Origin of the sequence: Nonomuraea roseola (assembly GCF_039535395.1) — a bacterium.
GTDB classification, from domain to species: domain Bacteria; phylum Actinomycetota; class Actinomycetes; order Streptosporangiales; family Streptosporangiaceae; genus Nonomuraea; species Nonomuraea roseola.
Map to the genome: position 1 here is coordinate 3,991,336 of NZ_BAAAXC010000015.1, position 16,858 is coordinate 4,008,193.

The following is a 16,858-nucleotide window of genomic DNA, read 5'->3' on the forward strand; positions in this document are numbered from 1 at the left end:
GCGCCTGTGGAAAACCCGGCACCGGTCGCGGAGCCTGTGGATGACGCGGCCGCCTCCTGAGGGAGAAGGAACGCCGCCAGACCACCCGCGATCCCGAGGAACCCCCGCCGGCTGGTGGCGGAGGCGAGGACGCGAGGCTCAGCAGTCTGGGAGAAGGACGGGGAGGGGATCCCGGGCGGTTGCGGGAGGTGCGCAGGGGGTCGCGGAGTCGGTGTGGTCATGGGGACGGCTCCTACTCGGCCAGCGTGCTCGGGTCGACGTCGGGCGTGGGCAGGCCGAGGGCGGCCACCTTGGCCAGGTACTCCGCCGTCACCGGTGCGCCCCATCGCGTCCAGAACCCGCTCAGATCCCGCCCAGCCGTACGTGAGGTGTAGAGGGCCAGGTACCCCCACCTCTTGTCCGTCTCCGTCCAGTCGGAGGCGGGCCGTTCCGCGCGGACCAGCCGGTGCAGGCGGGGCCAGAAGTCATCGCCGAACGCCAGCTCCAGCTGCCTGAACGGCACCAGCTTCTCGAAGGCGCCGAACCCCTTCACGTACCCCGCGCTGGGCAGCTTCGGGAGCGCGCTCTGGTACGGCGTCAGTCCTGTCTTGGCGTCGGGCTTGGTCAGGTTCGAGGGCTGACCGAGGGTCCGCTGCGCCGCCAGCGAGTAGATGTTGACCGTGACCTCCGTGAGGTCGGTGGGCTTGTAGGCCATCTGCTGGTGCTGGTGTCCGAGCTCGTGGTAGACGCCCCAGCCCCTGGTCCGCAGCCCCTCCACGGTGATGAGCCGATCGAGGTAGGTGCGCGGGTAGGCGGTCCAGCCGTGCGTGGCGTACGCGCCCGCGCCCGTGGGCATGCGCGGAGCCTCCACCAGGTGGAACGGCAGCGGGCTCCGCTCGCTCTCGGTGAGCCCGGAGATCGCCGCGTGCGAGGAGATGATCGTCTCGAGCACGGTGAGCAGCCCGCCGTGATCCTGCTCGCGCCAGGCGAGCATGCCGTCCCTGGTCACTGTGACGATCCCGTACGGCGACAGCAGCTCGACCTGCGGCGCGGAGGTCAGGGTGTCGAGCTGGGACTGGAAGTCGGACTCGGTGGTCTCGCCCATCACGAAGGTCGGCACGGGCACCGCGCCGCCGAGGAACTTGACCTTGGCCTTCTGGCCGTCGCCGATGAGCGACAGGTAGACCATGCCGCCGCCGGGGTCGGTGACGGTGTTGACGCCTGAGGTCAGGGGGTAGGCGCGCGGGTTCTTGTAGATGACGTCGGCGTGGGTGTCGGGGGCGCCGACGTGAAGGGTGGGCAGCAGGCCGTCCTGCGCGTCGACCTGGACGGTCAGCGAGGTCGCGGCGGGCAGGTGGAGCCCCGTGGGGTGGAAGTTGGTGGTCCCCAGCGCCTGCTGGAGCCGCAGCCGCTCGCTCTCGGCGCTCGGCCTGGCCCTGAGGACGAAGGTCCGCCTGGCGCTGGGGGTGGAGGTGCCCGCGAGGGCGGGGCCCGCCCCGAGGAGGACGGCACCGGCGGTGGCCGCGCCGAGGAAGCCGCGGCGCGAAAGGGGGGTGTGAGTCATGACGGCAGCATGAAAGCGCTTTCTATAGCGCGTCAAGGGCCTGGGAATCTTTCTATGTCTTTCTATGCTGCTCAGCGCGCGTGCTTTAGTAAGCGTTTGCTATCGTGGAGGCGCGACAGACCCGCGCACGACGATGCTCGTGCCGACCCGCGTGGTGGTCTGCACGGGGGCGAGGTAGTCGCTCTCGCCCGCCACACCCAGCGCCAGCCGTACGGCCTGCCGTCCCATCTCCTCCAGCGGGATGCGCACGGTGGTCAGCTGGGGGCGCAGCTCCTGCGCCACCGGCACGTCGTCGTAGCCGACGACGGAGATCTCCTCGGGCACCGAGACGCCCGCCAGCTCCAGCGCCTGCATGACACCGGCGGCGACGGTGTCGTTGGCCGCGAAGATCGCGGTGAAGTCGAGCCCTTCGGTCAGCAGCGCCCTGACCTTGTCGTAGCCGAACCTGCGGTTGAAGGAGCCGGTGTGCACCAGCTCCTTGGCCTGCGCGAGCCCTCGCATCTCCAGCGCCCGCCGGTGCCCCGCCAGGCGGGCGATGGTCGTGGACAGCGAGGGGGGACCGCCGAGGAACAGGATCCTGCGATGCCCCTGCGTGATCAGGTAGTCGGTGATCGCGAAGGCGCCGCCCTCGTTGTCGTACTCGACGACCTTGGTCGGCACGTCGTCGCCCAGCGACGGACGCCCGCACAGCACCAGCGTGGACCCGGCCGTGTGCAGCGCGCGGGCCCTGCGTCCCACCTCGGCGGCGTAGGCGCGGTCCTCGTGCGCCCCGCCGACCAGGATCACGGCGTCGGCGCGCTGCTCGTGCAGCAGGTCGATGAGAGCCAGCTCCTTCTCGTGGCTGCCCTGCGTGCAGCACACCATGCACAGCCTGCCGTGCACGGTCGCCTCGCGCTCCACACCCCTCGCGATGTAGGCGTAGAACGGGTCGACCACGTCGTTGATGATGATGCCGACGGTCCTGTTGGTGGAGCCCGCCAGCGCCCTGGCGTGGGCGTTGGCGACGTAGCCCAGCTCGGTGATGGCCGCCTCGACGCGCTCTCTCGTGGACGTCGCGACAGGGTAGTTGCGGTTGATCACCCTCGAGACTGTGGCGCTGGAGACGCCGGCCCGTTTGGCGACGTCGGCGATGGTCGCCGAGCTCATCTCGGTCACCGGCTCCTCCTTACCCGTGTGAAGATCATGCCATCCGATCGAGCGCGTCGAGCTGGATCTCGTGCAGCAGCGGCAGCCCCGCGCAGTACCTGGCCACCTCCTCGACCGTCGAGTCGGCCAGCCTGCCCAGCTCGTTGCCCTGCGCCCCCGCCAGGTGCGGGGTGAGGAAGACGTTGGGCAGCCCGAACAGCGGATGCCCCGACGGCAGCGGCTCGGGGTCGCTGACATCAAGTATCGCGTCCAGCCGCCCGCTCGTGACCTCTTCCAGCAGGGCCTCGGTGTCGATGAGCGTGCCCCTGGCGGTGTTGATCACCACCGCGCCGTCCATGAGCTTGGCCAGCCGGGACCGGTCCAGCAGCCGGTAGGTCTCGGGAGTGCTGGGCGCGTGGAGGCTCACCACGTGCGAGCGGCGCACCAGCGTGTCGAGATCCACCAGCACCCCGCCGAGCCTGGCGACCAGCGCAGGATCGGCATAGGGGTCGTAGACCAGGACCTCGGCCTCGAGCCCGCGCAGCAGCTCGACCACCCTGCGGCCGATCCGCGAGAATCCGACCACGCCGACCGTGATGCGGCGCGCTCCCAGCCACGGGATGCCGCTGAAGTCGCGTTTGGTGCCGTGCTCCCTGTACCTGTGCGCCATCGTGAAGGCGCGCTTGGCGCCGAAGACGATGGCCGCGTAGGTGAACTCGGCCACCGGTACGGCGTTGGCGTCGGCCGCGCTCGAGACACGGACCCCGCCCTCCAGCACCACGGGGTCGAGGAAGGTCTTGACGGTGCCGGCCGCGTGGGCGATGAAGCGCAGCTTGGGCGCCCGTTCCAGCAGCTCGGCGCCGAGCGGCGGACATCCCCACCCGGTGACCAGCACCTCCGCCTCGGCGAGCACCGGAAGGGCAGAGCCTGACGACAGGTCGTGCAGGACGTCGTCGTGAAGGTCGGCCAGCTCGGCGAGCCGGTCGAGGGCGCCCTTGGCGAAGACCTCCTCACGCACGCCCGGCGCCATCGCCAGGACGGTGCGCGGTCTGAGCCGCACCTCCATGACCGTCACATCACTCTCCCCGAGTCCTAACCGAACCAACCGGACCACCCCCAACCGCTCGACCCTGAGGATCGAGCCCTCACCACACCCCGAACCCCGGCGAACCCGAGACCCGCCGGACCCCCGCGAACCCGAGGACCCCGGAACCCGAGACCCCTCGGCCCCGAGCTCCCACGACCACCCGCGAGCCGGAACCCCCGAGACCCGCGAACCCGAGACCCGCAGGGTCCGAGCTCGCCGGACCCGAGGACCCGCGACCGCTGGGGGCCGAGACTCGCGAACTCCAGGACCCGCGAGGCCCGAAACCCCTGGGGGGTCGAGACTCGCGAACCCGAGGACCCGCGAGGCCCGAGACCCCTGGGGTCGAGATTCGCGAACCCGAGAACCCGCAGGGTCCGAGTTCGCCAGTCCCGAGGACCCGCGAGGCCCCGAAACCCTGGGGGCCGAGACTCGCGGACTCGAGATCCGCAAGACCCGATCTCGCCGGTCCCGGGGACCCGCGAGACCCGAGACCCCTGGAGGCCAAGAACCCGCGGACTCGAGATCCGCAAGACCCGATCTCGCCGGACCCGGGGACCCGCGAGACCCGAGACTCCTCAGGGCCGACAACCCGCGGTGCCCGCAGGCCCGAAGACCCCGGGCCCGCAGGCCCCAGGCCCGCAGGCCCCAGGTCCGAGAACCCGCAGGTTCGAGAACCGGCAGGCCTGAGGAGTCCGAGGACCCTGGGCCTGAGGACCCGAAGAACCCCCGAGACCCGCACGCCTGAGCACCCGAGAGGCCGAGGTTCGCGGGGAGTACCCGGAACCCAAGAGACCCGAGCCCGAGCAGGTCCGAGATCCCGAGCGACCCGCAGCCGCGAGGCGCCTCGACATCCGCAAACCCACACACTCCAGGCCCGCGACCCGCAGCCTGCGAATCCGCAGCCCAAGCCGCGAGATCTGCAGCTCCGAGATCCGCAGCTCCGAGATCTGCGGCCCCAGACCCGCAGCCGCGAGATCCGTGGCTCCGAGACCCAGAGCTCCCAGACCTCGAAGAACCGAGACCCCTGAGCCCCGAACCTCACAGGTAACCCGACCACCTAGATAGTAAGCGCGTTCTACAGAGATCGTGCGCCGCACGCTAGGCCCTCACCTGAACAAACGTCAAGCGCCGAAAACCCACCCCACCCAACCCCTTGACGAGATGAGAAAGCGCTTACTACGGTCACGCCAACTGGAAGGACCAAGCATGACGACACCCCTACAAGCCGTCGGGACGGGTACGGCCAGCCGTACCAAGCCCGAAACCCCCTCGGCCGCCAGGCGGCTCCCGCTGTGGAAACGGCTCTGGCGGGACCGGGTGATGCTCATGCTCACCCTGCCCGGCCTGGTGTACTTCCTGGTCTTCCACTACGTCCCGCTCTTCGGCTACGTGGCCGCCTTCCAGGACTACCAGCCCTACATCGGCTTCCTGGACAGCCAGTGGGTCGGCCTGCAGAACTTCGCGACCATGCTGGGCGACCCCCGGTTCTGGGACGCGGTGGGCAACACGCTGCGCATCACGCTCACCCAGCTGGTGCTCTTCTTCCCCGCCCCGATCGCGCTGGCCCTGCTGCTCAACAGCGTGATCAGCGAGAAGGTCCGCAGGTTCGTGCAGAGCGTGGTCTACCTGCCGCACTTCATCGGCTGGGTGATCATCGTCTCGGTCTTCCAGCAGGTCATCGGGGGCGCGGGCGTACTGCCCGGCTTCCTGGAGAGCATCGGGCTGCCGCGCTACGACATGATGACCGATCCCGACGCCTTCCCCCTGCTGGTCACCCTTCAGGTCATCTGGAAGGACTGCGGCTGGGGGACGATCATCTTCCTCGCCGCACTGCTGTCGATCAGCCCCGAGCTCTACGAGGCCGCGGCGATGGACGGCGCGGGTCGCTGGCGCAGGCTCTGGCACGTCACGCTGCCCGGCATCACGCCGATCATCATCCTGCTGCTCATCCTCAACCTCGGCAGCATCCTGTCGGTCGGGTTCGAGCAGATCCTGCTCCAGCGCGACGCGGTGGGGCCCGAGTCGGGCGAGGTGCTCGACACCTTCGTCTACTTCAACGGCGTCCAGGACGGCCAGTGGGGCCCCGCTGCGGCGGTGGGCCTGGTGAAGGCGGTCGTCGGCGCCGTCCTCGTGCTGGGCGCGAACAAGGTGGCGCACCTGCTGGGCCACGAGGGGGTGTACCGCAATGCGAGCAAGTGACCGTCCCGCCTGGATGGAACGGCCCTCCAAGCTCGGGGTCGGTCTCAAGGCGGTGATCATCACCGCGATCACGCTGCTGGTGATCTATCCGTTCGTGGGCGTCATCGGCACCAGCTTCTCCTCGGAGTCCGAGATCGCCAGGAGCGGCGGTTTCGTCCTGCTGCCCACCGCGCCCCAGCTCGACGCCTACCGGGCCGTCTTCGACGGTGGCACGGTCACCCGCGCCCTGCTCATCAGCGTGCTGGTCACCGGCGTCGGCACGCTGGCGAGCGTCACCGTCACGATCTGCATGGCGTACGGCCTGAGCCGCCGCGAGGTCACGGGCTCGAAGTGGATCCTGATGATCGCGCTGTTCACCATGCTCTTCAACCCCGGCATCATCGCCAACTTCCTGCTGGTCAACCAGCTGGGCCTGCTCAACAGCTTCGGCGCGCTCGTCCTGCCCAGCCTGGTCAGCGCGTTCAACCTGGTCGTGCTGCGCTCGTTCTTCATGAACCTGCCCGGTGAGCTGCTGGAGAGCGCCCGCATGGACGGCGCGGGCGACCTGCGCATCCTGGTGCGCATCGTGCTCCCGCTGTCCAAGGCGGTGATCGCGGTGGTGTCGCTGTTCTACGCGGTCGCGTACTGGAACAACTTCTTCAACGCCCTGCTCTACATCGACGACTCGGACCGGCACCCGCTGCCCAACATCCTGCGCACCTTCATCCTGCAGGGCCGGACGTTGGAGAGCGTCGTGGGCACCGAGGCCCCCGCTCCCGTGCAGGCGATCCAGATGGCCGTGCTCGTCGTCGCGATCGTCCCGATCCTTCTCGTCTATCCCTTCCTGCAGCGCTACTTCACCAAGGGCGTGCTCACCGGCGCCATCAAGGGCTAGCCGGGCCCGCCCGCCCCACGACTCCCCGAAGGAAGACCATGAACCTGTCCAGGCGCGGACTCCTCCGCCTCGGCGCGACCGCCACGGCGGGCGCGGCGCTCTCCCCGCTGCTGGCCGCCTGCGGCGGCGGTTCGGGCGGCGCCCCCGCCACCAAGGCGCAGGGGCTGACCGTCAAGCTGCCGACCTACGTGCCGCTGTCGGCAGCGGCCAAGCCCGACCTGCCCGGAACGGCGGCGGGCGTGCCCGAGGGCTACTTCACCTATCCGAAGGAGCTGTTCAAGTCGGTGGCCAAGCCGCCGATGTCGGGCGGCAAGGTGACCATGGCGTCCAAGACCTTCCTGCCGCCGCCCCCACCGCGCGAGCAGAACGCCGCGTGGCAGGAGATCGAGAAGCGACTCGGCGGCACGGCCGACCTGCTGATCGTGCCCGAGGCCGACTGGCCGACCAAGTTCAACACCATGGTCGCAGGCGGCAACCTGCCCGACGTGTTCCCCTACGTGCAGACACAGGGCGTCAACAACCTGCCCGCCTTCGTGGCCAGCCAGTGCGCCGACCTCACGCCGTTCCTGAGCGGCGACGCGGTCAAGGAGTACCCGAACCTGGCGGCCGTTCCCGAGGTCTTCTGGAAGCAGGGCATCGTCGCGGGCAAGCTCTACGGCATCCCGATCCCGCGCAACATGGCAGGCGGACTCGGCTTCTACCGGGCCGACCTGTTCGCCGCCGCGGGCGTCAGCGACCTGGCCGAGATCGGCGACACCGACAGGCTCGCCGAGGCGCTCAAGGCGGTCACCAACCCCAAGGAGAAGCGCTGGGGCCTGGTCACCGCGAGCGGCGGCCTGTTCGGCATGTCCATCTTCGCGCAGCTCTTCGGCGTGCCCCTGGAATGGCGGCTGGAGCCGGGAGGCAAGCTGGTGGCCGCCATCGAGACCGAGGAGTACAGGGCCGCGGTCGAGTACACCCGCAGGCTGCGCGAGGCGGGCGTCATCTACCCGGGCTCGGAGGGCTTCGACTCGCTCAAGCGCAAGAACGAGTTCAACGCCGGACGCGCCGCGATGACCTACGACGGCATGCCGGCCTTCCTCGGCGCGGCGGGCTACCTGCAGACCCAGAAGAAGATCGACCCGAAGGCCGACCCCCGCCCGATGCTGCCCGTCGGAGGCAAGACGGCGGCCTACCTCAACAACATCGCCTTCGCCACCAACTTCGTGAGGAAGGCCGACGAGGCGAAGGTCAAGGAGGTGCTGAGGGTCGTCGACTTCTTCGCCGCGCCGTTCGGCAGCGAGGAGTACACCCTCATCCAGTACGGCGTCGCCGACACCGACTACACGCGCGACGACAAGGGCAACCCCATCCTCACCGAGCAGGGCGCCAAGGACACCACCGTCCCGTGGAAGTACGTCGGGGCGCCCACCCAGCCGGTCTTCGACGCCACCTCGAGCGAAGCGGTCAAGCTCGTCCACGACGCGTTCACCAAGCTGATCGCCGTCGGCGTCCAGGACCCCACCACCGGACTGTTCTCGCCGACCGACGAGAACAAGTACGAGTCGCTCTACACGATGCGCACCGACAGGGTCACCTCGATCATCGCGGGACGCGCGCCGGTGTCCGACCTCGACCAGCTCGTCAAGGACTGGAGGGCACAGGGCGGAGACAAGATCCGCGCCGAGTTCGAGAGCGTGATCCAGAAGAACGGCGGCGTCGGCTGAGCCGGCTGTCCCTTCCCCCTCAGCGCTACCACGGAGACCCCCCATGAAGCGAACCATCGCGACACTGGCCGCCGCCACGCTGGCGGCCGGAGCCCTCACCCTTCCCGCGCACGCCGACCGCTTCGATCCCACCCCCGGCGCTCCAGGCCTGAACGACCCGCTCTTCCCTGACCTCGGCAACGGCGGCTACGACGTCCGCCACTACGACGTCTCCTTCGACTTCACCCCCGTCACCTACGACTTCGCCGCCAAGGTGACGATCACGGCCACGGCCGTCCAGGACCTGTCGTCCTTCAATCTCGACACCGACGGCCACGTCATCGACGAGGTCACCGTCGACGGCCGCCCCGCCGCCTGGGCGCTCAGCCCCGGGCGCACGGGGCAGGAGCTGACCGTCACTCCTACCGAGCCGTTGAGGAACCACCGGCCCTTCACCGCCGAGGTGAGGCTGCACGGCAACGGCAAGGCTCCGCGCGGCGGCCTCACCGGCTGGCGGTTCGGTCCCGACGGCGGGTTCGCCGCCGCCGTCCAGGCCAGCAGGGCCGACACCTTCTTCCCCGTCAACGACCATCCCTCCGACAAGGCCACCTGGACCTTCGACGTGAAGGTCCCCGAGGGCTACGTCGCCACCGCCAACGGCGAGCTGACCGCCAAGGACGGAGACGTGTGGCGCTTCGAGGAGCGCGAGCCCATGGCGTCGGAGCTGCTCGGCCTGGCCGTGGTCAAGGGCACCTACCTGTACGGCACAGGCCCTCACGCCCTGCCCCTGCGCCACGTCGTCCCGCAGGGTCAGGAGGAGAAGTACGGCCCGATCGCCGCCGAGACCGCCGGCCAGATCGAGTGGGCGGAGGCCAGGTTCGGCCGCTTCCCCTTCTCCACCTACGGCGTGCACATCTACCCCGGGTACACCGACGCGCTGGAGAACCAGACCCTCTCCCTGTTCGGCACCGGCTGGTTCACCAGGCCCACCTACTCCAACACGATGATCCACGAGCTGGTCCACCAGTGGTTCGGCGACTCCGTCACCCCCGCCACCTGGCAGGACGCCTGGCTAAACGAGGGCCCCGCGGTCTACTACGCGGCCGAGTGGGCCGAGGAGAAGGGCGGGGAGAAGCTCGCCGACAAGATGAGGACGGTCTACGGCAAGCTCGACGCCGTCCGCGCGAAGGACGGCCCGCCCGGCAGGCCCAAGGGCCTCGGCGGCTACAACATCTACGACGGCGGCGCCCTCGTCCTCTACGCCCTCCAGAAGGAGATCGGCGAGCGCGACTTCGACCGCGTCATGCGCCGCTGGGTCCAGCGCAACAAGGACGGCAACGCCTCCACCGAGGACTTCATCGCCCACGCCGTGAAGACCACCCACCGCCCTGACCTGGACGCGTTCCTTCGCGGCTGGCTCTACGGCGAGACGAACCCCCCACTGGAGATCTCATGAAGCGCCTGCTCGTCCTGACCGCCCTGCTCTCGCTTCCCTTAACCGGCACCGCTCAGGCGGCCGCTCCCGCCCCGAAGATCTACCACGCGGCCCCCGACGCCACCGGCCACGCCTGCAACGAGAACAACCCCTGCTCCCTCGAAACGGCCAGGGACAAGGTACGCGAGGCCATCGCGGGCGGCATGAACCGCGACATCGAGGTCCGCCTGGCCGGGGGCGTCTACCGGATGGCCGAGCCGCTCGTCCTCGACCGGCGCGACTCCGGTTCTGGCGGGCACACCGTCACCTGGACCGCCGCCCCCGGCGCCGCACCTGTGCTGTCGGGCGGCGTGCCGATCACCGGATGGCGGCAGGAGGGCGGCCTCTGGGTGGCCCAGGCTCCTGAGGGCGTCGTCCCCAGGCAGCTGTTCGTCGGCGGGGTGCGGGCGGTCCGCGCCCGCGGCGAGGCCTGCCCCTCCAGCGTCTGCGACGCGACCAAAACCGGCATGACGGGGGCCGTGAAGAGCGGGATCGCCGCGTGGAAGGCGCCCTCCGACGCCGAGGCGGTGATCAGGATCCGCTGGCGCAACTACCACTGCGCCATCGACAGGGTCGAGGGCGACCTGATCACCTTCGCCCAGCCGTGCTGGGCCAACTCCGCCAGCGGAACCAACCGCACGGGCCCCGCGTGGGACACCACGACCGTCGACTCCGGCCGCTACACCAAGGTCTCCTACTTCGAGAACGCCCGGGAACTGCTCGACCAGCCGGGCGAGTTCGTCTACGACCGCGGCAGCCGTACGGTCACGTACCTGCCCAGGCAGGGCGAGGACCTCAGCGACGTGATCACCCCCGCCCGCGAGACGCTGCTGCGGATCGAGGACGCGAGCGGCGTGAAGATCTCGGGCCTGGGCTTCGAGCACGCCGCCTACCTCCAGCCGAACACCGCCGAGGGCTACGCGGGCATGCAGGCGGGCCTCACGCTCACCGGCGCCACCGGGCCCGTCGACCACGCGGGCCGCTACTACACCAAGCCCGCCGCCGCGGTCGTGGTGCGGGGCGGGCGGCGGGTCACGGTGGAGAACAGCTCCTTCGCCCGCCTCGGCGGCGCGGGGATCATCATGGAGAAGGGCACCAAGGACTCCGCGGTCACCGGCTCCACCTTCACCGACCTGTCCTCCGGCGCGGTCTACGTGGGCGACACCGAGCCGAACCCGCCCGCCGAGCTGCAGGGCGAGCGCAACACGGTGGCGCGCAACACCATCACCCACATCGGCGTGGAGTACACCGACGCGGTGGGCGTGTGGGCGGGCTACGAGAGCGAGCTGTCCATCGACCACAACACCCTCGAGAAGCTGCCCTACTCCGGCATCTCGGTCGGCTGGGGATGGAACCAGCCGGAGGCGCAGCGGCCCGCGATGCGCGACAACAGGATCACCGGCAACCGGATCGTCGAGGCGATGATGGTCGCCTTCGACATGCACGACGGTGGCGCCATCTACACCCAGGGGCCGCAGCCGGGCACGGTGATCTCGGGCAACTACGTCAACCGCTCCGCCTACGGCAACACCGAGCGCGACGGCAACGGCGTCTACCTCGACGAGCAGAGCAGCCACATCCGCGTCGAGGGCAACGTGCTGACCCGCATGGGCTACAAGTGGGTCTCCAACTGGGCCGGATACGGCATCGAGAACCTCGCCACGGGCAACTGGACGGACACCACCGCCCCCGCCCTGTCGGGGCGCGGCTCGCAGATGACGGGCAACTTCACCGCCCTGGAACTGCTGCCCGAGGCCGCGCTCCAGGTGGCGGCCGCCGCGGGCGCGGCCCCCGGCGGCACGGTCGAGCAGCTCCTGCCCGACCTGGCCAGGGGCAGGGCCGCCACCCAGTCCTCCACCGACGGTACGGCCGGCGCCGCCAACGCGGTCGACGGCTCCACCTCGACCGACACCAGGACCCTCAGCCAGCCGGGCTCCTGGTGGCAGGTCGATCTCGGCGAGGTCAGGCGGATCGGCTCGGTCGAGATCTGGAACGACGCCTCGATGACCACCGCGGACGTCGAGGTGATCGTCGCCACCAGGGCCGACCTGTCCGACGCGAAGCGCGTGCCCCTCACGGGCAGGGCGCTTCGGCCCACTCTGGTGGAGATCGCCGCCGATGCCAGGTACGTGCGCGTCCAGCGCACGGGCACTGGCAGGATCGGGCTCGCCGGAGTCTCGGTCCACCCTTAGACACGCACCTCGAGGGGGTACGGCCAGGCCGTGCCCCCTCCCGCTTGGAGAGCAGATGAGCTGGTTCACCGACGCGCGGTTCGGCCTCTTCGTCCACTGGGGCATCTACGCCGCCGCCGCCCGCCACGAGTGGGTGAAGTCCTACGAGAGGCTGGACGACGAGCACTACCAGCGCTACTTCGACCACTTCGACCCCGACCTGTACGACCCGGAGGTCTGGGCGGACGACGCGTGGAACGCGGGCATGCGCTACCTGGTCGTCACGACCAAGCACCACGACGGGTTCTGCCTGTGGGACTCCGCGCTCACCGGCTACAAGGCCACCGCGACGCCGTACGGCAAGGACCTGTTGCGGCCGATGCTCGACGCCTTCAGGGCCAGGGGCATGCGCATCGGGCTCTACCACTCGCTCATCGACTGGCACCACCCCGACTTCCCGATCGACCTCTACCACCCGCAGAGAGACCTCGGGGAGGACGGCGCCCGAGACATCGGGAAGTACGCCGACTACCTGCACGGACAGGTCCGTGAGCTGCTGACCGGCTACGGACCCGTCGACATGATGTGGTTCGACTTCTCCTACCCCGGCCGCGGCATGGGGGCGAAGGGCCGCGACGAGTGGCGTTCGGAGGAGCTGGAGGCGATGGTCCGCGAGCTCCAGCCCGGCATCATGATCAACAACAGGCTCGATCTGGGCAGCGGCGACTTCATGACGCCCGAGCAGGTCATGCCGCCGGGCGGGGTGCCCGGCCACGTGCCGTGGGAGGCGTGCCAGACGCTCAACGGCAGCTGGGGCTACGACCGCGACAACCTCGACTGGAAGTCGCCGCAACTGCTGCTGAGCATGCTGGTCGACACCGTCTCCAAGGGCGGCAACATGCTGCTGAACGTCGGTCCCAACGCACGCGGCGAGTTCGAGCCGCGCGCGGTCGAGCGGCTGCGCGAGATCGGCAGGTGGACCAGGCTGCACGGCAGGGCGATCTACGGCGCGGGCGCATCGGAGTTCACCCCTCCCCAGGACTGCCGCTACACCCAGCGCGGCGACCGGCTCTACCTGCACCTGCTGAACTGGCCGATGAAGCACGTCCACCTGGCGGGGCTGGCGGGCAGGGTGAAGTACGCCCAGTTCCTGCACGACGCCTCGGAGGTGCGCTTCCTGGAGGTCGACCCGCACGAGCCCGGTCACGCCTACCTCAGGGGCGTGCCCGAGGACACGCTCATCCTGCAGTTGCCCGTGACCAGGCCCGATGTCGCGGTCCCCGTGGTCGAGCTGTTCCTCTAGCGGCCGGTGAAGGTGGGACGCTGCTTGGCCAGGAAAGCCCGGGTGGCGCCGAGGTGGTCGTCCGTGGCGGCCAGCGCGTCCTGCAGGTCGGCCTCCAGCTCCAGCGACTCCTCCAGGGAGTGGGAGGCGGCGTAGTGCAGCGCCTTCCTGGTGGCCGCGTAGGCCTTCGTGGGGCCCGCCGCCAGCCGTACGGCCAGCTCGTGGGCGGACTTCAGCAGCTCGTCCTCTGGCACCACCCTGGAGACCACGCCGAGCTCCAGCGCGCGGGCCGCGTCCAGCGGCTCGCCCAGCAGGAGGAGCTCGGCCGCGCGGCCCTGGCCGACCAGGCGCTGCAGGGTCCAGGAGGCGCCGGAGTCCGGCGCCAGCCCGATGGAGGAGAAGGCCATCGCGAACTTCGCCCGCTCGGAGGCGACACGCAGGTCGCAGGCGTAGGCGAGGGAGGCGCCCGCGCCGGCGGCCACGCCGTTCACCGCCGCCACGACGGGTTTCTCCATGCCGGTGATCAGCGCGATCAGCGGGTTGTAGTGCTCGCGCACCGTTCCCGCCAGGCCGCGGCCCTGCTCCAGGTTCTCCGCGTGCTCGCGCAGGTCCTGGCCCGCGCAGAAGGCGCGGCCCGAGCCGGTGATCAGCACGGCCCTGACGGTGTCGGAGTGGGCCGCCTCGCGCAGGGCGCCGATCAGGGCGGTCTTCAGCTCCACGGTCAGGGAGTTCATCGCCTCAGGCCGGTCCAGCGTGACGGTGGCGACGGCCTCGGTGACGTCGTAACGGATCACAACAGCTCCTTGTCGACGAAGGCGGCGGCGGACGGCATCAGGCGGGCGGCCTCCTGCTCGAAGAAGGCCCGCGCCTTCTCTCCGGGCCACCCTGGAGGCAGCAGCTCGGAGGGCAGGCCCGGATCGCGGAACAGGAAGTTGCGCCAGCCGTGCAGCAGTCTGCTCCTGATGGCGAAGACCTGGGCGTCAGGCGCGCCGTCCGGCAGCCCGCCGACCAGCTCCTGCGCGTCGGTCAGCCACTGCTCGTAGGCCCGGCCTATCGCCTCGAGGTCCCATGCCCTCGCCACCAGCTCGCGTGGGTCGCCGTCGAGGACGGCTTCGAACCTGTCGGCGCGGATGCCCTCGTGGGCCAGCAGTGGATCGAGCTCGGGGGAGGGGCGCGGGCCCACCCAGGTGGTCTCGGACAGCTGCGCGTAGCCGAGGAAGGCCAGATCGGCGCGGAGCCGCTCCCTCCTGGCCCGCTCCCTGACCGGCTCCAGAACGATCAGATGCCAGCGCCCGTGCCACTTGATCGTTCCAGCTCGGTAAATTCTCAGCGCGGCCTCGTCCAAGCGTCTGACGCACTTGGGCGTGACGACGTAGCCGGGCCCCTGGGGCAGTCGGGCCCGGTCCAGCCAGCCTTGCCTGACCATCCGCGAAACCGCTGTGCGCACGGCCGGAGCCGCAATTTCCAGGGGCGCGAGCAGTCTCACCAGGGCGGCGACAGACGCCTTTCCCCCGCGGGAGCGCAGATGGTCCCCGTAGAGGTCGAACAGCGCCGCGCGTGCGTTCACGAGCACCAGTTTGGCCGTCTTCGCGACCCTGGACAACGGATGCTGGGAGGAGATCGTTACCCATTTGGCACTCCGATGCGGGAGAATAGGACATCACAGAAGACGTGAATGCGTCGGCCACCCACCGGGGCGGTCGTTGATCGCAACCGCGGAGTCCATGGCAGGAAGGGATACACGCATGGCGGCGATGAAGCCGCGGACCGGTGATGGTCCGCTGGAGGTCACCAAGGAAGGGCGCGGCATTGTCATGCGGGTCCCGCTCGAGGGTGGCGGCCGGCTCGTCGTGGAGATTTCGGCCGACGAGGCGAAGGCGCTCGGCGAAGCGCTGAAGAACGTTGTCGGCTGACGCCGGCTCAACTACCTGATCGAACGGCCCTGGCGTCCTCCCCGCCGGGGCCGATCACGTTTGGAGATTCTCCCGTGCCCATCCAGACGACAGCGTCTGTGCTCCCCGAGGCACCCTCGGACTCCGCACTGCTCGCGGTGCCGTACGACTCGGGTCTGAACCCGCGGGTCGAGCTGCCGGTACCGGCGGCGGCCCTGATGGCGCACCACGCGGCCAAGGGGGAGGCAGGCGAGATCGTCGAGGTGCCCGTCTCTCGCGGCGACTCGGTGGGCGGGCTGCTGCTCTACGGCGTGGGCGACGGCTCCCCCCGCGCTCTGCGCAGGGCGGCCTCCGCGCTCACCCGCAGGGCCAAGGGCAGGCCCGAGCTGACGGTCGTGGTGCCCGACGGCGACATCGCCGTCTTCGCCGAGGCCGCGCTCCTCGCGGCCTACACCTTCAAGATCGGCGCACCCCAGGGCAAGCCGCCCGTCGCCGCCCTCACCTTCGTCGGCGCCGACGAGTCGGCCGTACGGCGCGGCGAGAGCGTCGCGCAGGCCGTCGCCGTGGCCCGTGACCTGGCCAACACCCCCGCCTCGACCAAGACCCCCTCATGGCTGGCCGACCAGGCCGCGGCCGACGGGCTCGAGGTGAAGGTGTGGGACGAGGAGGCGCTCAGGTCCGAAGGGTTCGGCGGCATCCTCGCCGTCGGCCAGGGCTCGGTCCACCCGCCCCGCCTCATCCAGCTCTCCTACACCCCCGACTCCTACGACGAGCACGTGGTGCTGGTCGGCAAGGGCATCACGTTCGACTCCGGCGGCCTGTCGCTCAAGCCGACCGACAACATGAAGACCCAGAAGACCGACATGGCGGGCGGCGCCGTCGTGATCGCGGTCATGGGCGCGCTGGTCGCGCTCGGCTCTCCCGTGCGCGTGACGGGGCTGGTGGCCGCGGCCGAGAACATGCCCTCGGGCACGGCCCAGCGGCCCGGTGACGTCATCACCCACTACGGCGGCACCACGGTCGAGGTGACCAACACCGACGCCGAGGGGCGGCTGGTCCTCGCCGACGCCCTGGCCTACGCCGACGCCGTGCTCGAGCCCGACGCGATGATCGACATCGCCACCCTCACCGGGGCGATCAGCGTCGCGCTGGGCCGCAACATCGGCGCCGTCTACGCCACCGACGACGAGCTGGCGCGGACGCTGGTCTCGTCGGGGGAGGTCACCGACGACAGGCTGTGGCGGATGCCGCTGATCGACGACTACCGTCCCGCGCTCGACTCGCCGATCGCCGACATGCAGAACGCCGATCTCGGCGGGCGCTTCGGAGCGGGGTCGATCACGGCGGCGTTGTTCCTGAGGGAGTTCACCGGCAAGCGGCCCTGGGCCCACCTCGACATCGCGGGGGTCGGCAGGAGCACCGTGGACGAGGGCACCCTGTCCAAGGGCGCCACGGGCTTCGGCGTTCGCGTGCTGCTCGACTGGCTCGCCCGCCGCTGAGCCGGCCGCCTGGGGCCCTACGGGGCC

At 70.1% G+C, this 16,858-nt stretch carries 13 protein-coding genes; 8 read left to right on the forward strand and 5 right to left on the reverse strand.

What is annotated here, in order from left to right; translation table 11 throughout:
- Window positions 1-232: 232 nt before the first annotated feature.
- From ABFX55_RS42380 to ABFX55_RS42390, 3 genes are all read right to left on the reverse strand, one after another.
- Entirely contained in the window at window positions 233-1,543 is a 1,311-nt protein-coding gene (locus ABFX55_RS42380) for a M60 family metallopeptidase (RefSeq protein WP_346129162.1), read from the reverse strand.
- 99 nt (window positions 1,544-1,642) lie between these two features.
- Window positions 1,643-2,689, reverse strand: a complete 1,047-nt coding sequence (locus ABFX55_RS42385) for a LacI family DNA-binding transcriptional regulator (protein ID WP_346131407.1) — start codon at window positions 2,687-2,689, stop codon at window positions 1,643-1,645.
- Between the two features lie 34 nt (window positions 2,690-2,723).
- On the reverse strand, window positions 2,724-3,734 hold the full coding sequence (locus tag ABFX55_RS42390; RefSeq protein ID WP_346131408.1) for a hydroxyacid dehydrogenase: 1,011 nt from the start codon (window positions 3,732-3,734) through the stop codon (window positions 2,724-2,726).
- 1,227 nt (window positions 3,735-4,961) lie between these two features.
- Here ABFX55_RS42390 and ABFX55_RS42395 point away from each other — a divergent pair.
- Genes ABFX55_RS42395 through ABFX55_RS42420 form a run of 6 tightly spaced genes read left to right on the forward strand, consistent with a single transcriptional unit; the run spans window position 4,962 to window position 13,461 of the window.
- A complete protein-coding gene (locus ABFX55_RS42395; protein WP_346129163.1) occupies window positions 4,962-5,954 on the forward strand; it encodes an ABC transporter permease in 993 nt (330 codons plus the stop codon).
- Window positions 5,941-6,828 (forward strand): carbohydrate ABC transporter permease, encoded by an 888-nt coding sequence (locus tag ABFX55_RS42400; RefSeq protein ID WP_346129164.1) that lies wholly within the window; start codon window positions 5,941-5,943, stop codon window positions 6,826-6,828. The genes ABFX55_RS42395 and ABFX55_RS42400 overlap by 14 nt, the downstream gene beginning before the upstream one ends.
- Window positions 6,829-6,866: 38 nt before the next feature.
- Complete coding sequence (locus ABFX55_RS42405) at window positions 6,867-8,534, forward strand: type 2 periplasmic-binding domain-containing protein (protein ID WP_346129166.1); 1,668 nt, start codon at window positions 6,867-6,869, stop codon at window positions 8,532-8,534.
- Window positions 8,535-8,577: 43 nt separating this feature from the next.
- Entirely contained in the window at window positions 8,578-9,969 is a 1,392-nt protein-coding gene (locus ABFX55_RS42410) for a M1 family metallopeptidase (RefSeq protein ID WP_346129168.1), read from the forward strand.
- A complete protein-coding gene (locus ABFX55_RS42415) occupies window positions 9,966-12,179 on the forward strand; it encodes a right-handed parallel beta-helix repeat-containing protein (RefSeq protein WP_346129170.1) in 2,214 nt (737 codons plus the stop codon). Before ABFX55_RS42410 ends, ABFX55_RS42415 begins: the two co-directional genes overlap by 4 nt.
- A 55-nt stretch (window positions 12,180-12,234) precedes the next feature.
- Complete coding sequence (locus ABFX55_RS42420) at window positions 12,235-13,461, forward strand: alpha-L-fucosidase (RefSeq protein ID WP_346129172.1); 1,227 nt, start codon at window positions 12,235-12,237, stop codon at window positions 13,459-13,461.
- Here ABFX55_RS42420 and ABFX55_RS42425 read toward each other — a convergent pair.
- Together ABFX55_RS42425 and ABFX55_RS42430 are read right to left on the reverse strand one after the other, a co-directional pair.
- Window positions 13,458-14,234 carry an enoyl-CoA hydratase-related protein gene (locus tag ABFX55_RS42425; RefSeq protein WP_346129174.1) on the reverse strand — a complete coding sequence of 259 codons (777 nt, stop codon included), beginning with the start codon at window positions 14,232-14,234 and terminating at the stop codon, window positions 13,458-13,460. The two genes, ABFX55_RS42420 and ABFX55_RS42425, sit on opposite strands and share 4 nt — an antisense overlap.
- Window positions 14,231-15,007, reverse strand: coding sequence for a PaaX family transcriptional regulator (locus ABFX55_RS42430; protein WP_346129175.1), 777 nt, complete (start codon window positions 15,005-15,007; stop codon window positions 14,231-14,233). The genes ABFX55_RS42425 and ABFX55_RS42430 overlap by 4 nt, the downstream gene beginning before the upstream one ends.
- A 178-nt stretch (window positions 15,008-15,185) precedes the next feature.
- Here ABFX55_RS42430 and ABFX55_RS42435 point away from each other — a divergent pair, with 178 nt between their 5' ends.
- Both ABFX55_RS42435 and ABFX55_RS42440 read left to right on the forward strand, forming a co-directional pair.
- Window positions 15,186-15,353, forward strand: coding sequence for a DUF3117 domain-containing protein (locus ABFX55_RS42435; protein ID WP_020545024.1), 168 nt, complete (start codon window positions 15,186-15,188; stop codon window positions 15,351-15,353).
- Between the two features lie 98 nt (window positions 15,354-15,451).
- Window positions 15,452-16,831: a leucyl aminopeptidase family protein gene (locus ABFX55_RS42440; protein WP_346129176.1), complete on the forward strand. Its 1,380-nt coding sequence runs from the start codon at window positions 15,452-15,454 to the stop codon at window positions 16,829-16,831.
- Window positions 16,832-16,858 lie beyond the last annotated feature (27 nt).

Bases quoted from the DNA above. Each gene is read 5' to 3' on its own strand.
- ABFX55_RS42380 (WP_346129162.1), bottom strand. From the start codon at position 1,543: ATGACTCACACCCCCCTTTCGCGCCGCGGCTTCCTCGGCGCGGCCACC.
- ABFX55_RS42385 (WP_346131407.1), bottom strand. From the start codon at position 2,689: ATGAGCTCGGCGACCATCGCCGACGTCGCCAAACGGGCCGGCGTCTCC.
- ABFX55_RS42390 (WP_346131408.1), bottom strand. From the start codon at position 3,734: ATGGAGGTGCGGCTCAGACCGCGCACCGTCCTGGCGATGGCGCCGGGC.
- ABFX55_RS42395 (WP_346129163.1), top strand. From the start codon at position 4,962: ATGACGACACCCCTACAAGCCGTCGGGACGGGTACGGCCAGCCGTACC.
- ABFX55_RS42400 (WP_346129164.1), top strand. From the start codon at position 5,941: ATGCGAGCAAGTGACCGTCCCGCCTGGATGGAACGGCCCTCCAAGCTC.
- ABFX55_RS42405 (WP_346129166.1), top strand. From the start codon at position 6,867: ATGAACCTGTCCAGGCGCGGACTCCTCCGCCTCGGCGCGACCGCCACG.
- ABFX55_RS42410 (WP_346129168.1), top strand. From the start codon at position 8,578: ATGAAGCGAACCATCGCGACACTGGCCGCCGCCACGCTGGCGGCCGGA.
- ABFX55_RS42415 (WP_346129170.1), top strand. From the start codon at position 9,966: ATGAAGCGCCTGCTCGTCCTGACCGCCCTGCTCTCGCTTCCCTTAACC.
- ABFX55_RS42420 (WP_346129172.1), top strand. From the start codon at position 12,235: ATGAGCTGGTTCACCGACGCGCGGTTCGGCCTCTTCGTCCACTGGGGC.
- ABFX55_RS42435 (WP_020545024.1), top strand. From the start codon at position 15,186: ATGGCGGCGATGAAGCCGCGGACCGGTGATGGTCCGCTGGAGGTCACC.